The organism is Microbacterium sp. BF1, assembly GCF_019279095.1.
In the GTDB taxonomy this organism is placed as follows: domain Bacteria; phylum Actinomycetota; class Actinomycetes; order Actinomycetales; family Microbacteriaceae; genus Microbacterium; species Microbacterium maritypicum.
This window is the reverse complement of the sequence record NZ_JAGYWT010000471.1, coordinates 1-1,891: the sequence shown is the minus strand read 5'-3', so window position 1 is coordinate 1,891 and position 1,891 is coordinate 1. Positions and strand designations below refer to the sequence as shown.

Here is a 1,891-nt window from a genome sequence, read left to right as displayed (position 1 = left end):
GCGCACGGCGCGCTGCGCGTCGCGGTCGTCGAGCGAGCCGGGGAAGGTGATGACGCCGATGCGGACGGTCACTCGGCGACCTCGATGCCGACGACATCCTCGATCACGGAGTTGGAGAGCACCTCGTCGGCGATGCGCTTGGCCTCGGCGAGAACCTCGTCGGTGACCTCGCCCTCGACGGTGAGCTCGAAGCGCTTGCCGATGCGCACGTCGGTGAAGCCCTCGACGCCGAGGCGGGCGAAGGCGCCGGAGACGGCCTTCCCCTGCGGGTCGAGCAGTTCGGGCTTGGGCATGACGTCGACGACGATGGTGGGCATGAACGGCTCCGGGAGTCGCGGGCGGACGGGCGCACCCAGTCTACTGCCCCGGGCCCGCGCTCTTTCCCGGCGCGTGTGTGCGACCGCGGAGCGGACGACCGACTACGCGGAGTGGAAGACGGTGTGCAGGTCGCCGACTGCCTCGCGGCCGCCGAGACCGTCGATCTCGAAGAGCACCGAGATGCCGACGACGTGGCTTCCGAGGCGCTCGACGAGCTCGCGCCCCGCGGCGAGGGTTCCTCCGGTGGCGAGCACGTCGTCGATGAGCAGCACGCGGGATCCGGCCGGCAGATCGTCGTGCATCTCGATCGTGGCGGTGCCGTATTCGAGGGCGTAGTCGACGGATGCCGCGGGGCGGGGGAGCTTGCCGGCCTTGCGGATCGGGATGAGTCCGACGCCTGCGGCGATGGCGGCGGCGCTGGCGAGGATGAACCCTCGCGCCTCGATGCCCGCGATCACGTCGAACTGCCCGGCGAAGGGCTCGATGATCGCCTCGGTCGTCACGCGGAGGGCCTCGGCGTCGGCGAGGAGCGGCGTGATGTCGCGGAAGATGATGCCCGGCTGCGGGTAGTCCGGCACATTGCGGATCAGGGCTTCGGCGCGGACGAGGGCGGGGGACAGGGTGGCTTCGGGCACTGCCCAAGGGTACCCCGCGGCGGCCGGGTTGACACCGTGGAGCGCTCCCATAGAGTGACTGGTCAGTTCGTGGGAGCGCTCCCACTGCGTCCCAAAGCACCACACACCGCACGACCACCACAAAGGAGTGAACTGTGAACACACGTGCCCGCCACCGGATCCTCGTGACTGCCGCCGGATGTTCTGGAACTCGATCGGCAACACCCTGAGCATCTTCCTGCTCTCCGCGATCCCGCAGCTGGCCGTGGCCCTCGTGATCGCCTACCTGCTCGACCGCGGCCTGCGGGCGCCGACCTTCTGGCGGATGAGCGTGCTGATCCCGTTCGTCGTGACCCCGGTCGCCGTCGCCATCATCTTCTAGAGCATCTTCAACGAGGCCGACGGCCTGGCCAACAACCTCCTCAACCTCATCGGCATCGCCGACCAGGAGTGGAAGCACAACACCGCGCTGTCGCACATCGCGATCGCGGTCATGGTGAACTTCCGCTGGACGGGCTACAACGCCCTGATCCTGCTGGCCGCGATGCAGGCTGTGCCGCGCGACCTGTACGAGTCCGCAGCGCTCGACGGGGCGGGAGCGGCGAGACGCTTCTTCTCCATCACGATCCCCACGATCCGTCCGACCCTGATCTTCGTCATCATCACCGCGACGATCGGCGGGCTGCAGATCTTCGCCGAGCCTCGTCTGTTCGACGTGTCGACCGCGGGCGGCATCGGCGGCAGTGACCGCCAGTTCCAGACGACGTCGCGATCCTGCTGTTCCTGCTGCTCGTCGGGATCGGTGTGATCAACTTCCTCATCTCCCGGCGGATCTCCACCGGAGACGCCCCTAAGAGCCGTGCGGCCCGTCGCCGCGCGCGCACCGCCGGATCGGCGGCGAGCAGGGCCGCCGCCGGATCGACGATCGCCACCACGACCGAGGAGAACGCGCGATGACC

2 protein-coding genes and 2 pseudogenes are annotated in these 1,891 nt (G+C 68.9%); 1 reads left to right on the top strand and 3 read right to left on the bottom strand.

All coding sequences use genetic code 11. From position 1 onward, the window contains the following. From KZA10_RS18235 to KZA10_RS13770, 3 genes and pseudogenes are all read right to left on the bottom strand, one after another. A pseudogene (locus KZA10_RS18235) lies at window positions 1-72 on the bottom strand (phosphoribosylformylglycinamidine synthase subunit PurQ); the annotation flags it as partial. After that, on the bottom strand, window positions 69-317 hold the full coding sequence (gene purS, locus KZA10_RS13775) for a phosphoribosylformylglycinamidine synthase subunit PurS (protein WP_017831295.1): 249 nt from the start codon (window positions 315-317) through the stop codon (window positions 69-71). The gene purS and the pseudogene KZA10_RS18235, both read right to left, overlap by 4 nt. 102 nt (window positions 318-419) lie before the next feature. Then, window positions 420-953 carry an adenine phosphoribosyltransferase gene (locus KZA10_RS13770; protein WP_017831296.1) on the bottom strand — a complete coding sequence of 178 codons (534 nt, stop codon included), beginning with the start codon at window positions 951-953 and terminating at the stop codon, window positions 420-422. Window positions 954-1,131: 178 nt separating this feature from the next. Between KZA10_RS13770 and KZA10_RS13765 the strand changes: the two are divergent. Continuing rightward, window positions 1,132-1,889: pseudogene (locus tag KZA10_RS13765) on the top strand (carbohydrate ABC transporter permease); the annotation flags it as partial. Between the last annotated feature and the right edge of the window lie 2 nt (window positions 1,890-1,891).

Bases quoted from the DNA above. Each gene is read 5' to 3' on its own strand.
- purS (WP_017831295.1), bottom strand. From the start codon at position 317: ATGCCCACCATCGTCGTCGACGTCATGCCCAAGCCCGAACTGCTCGAC.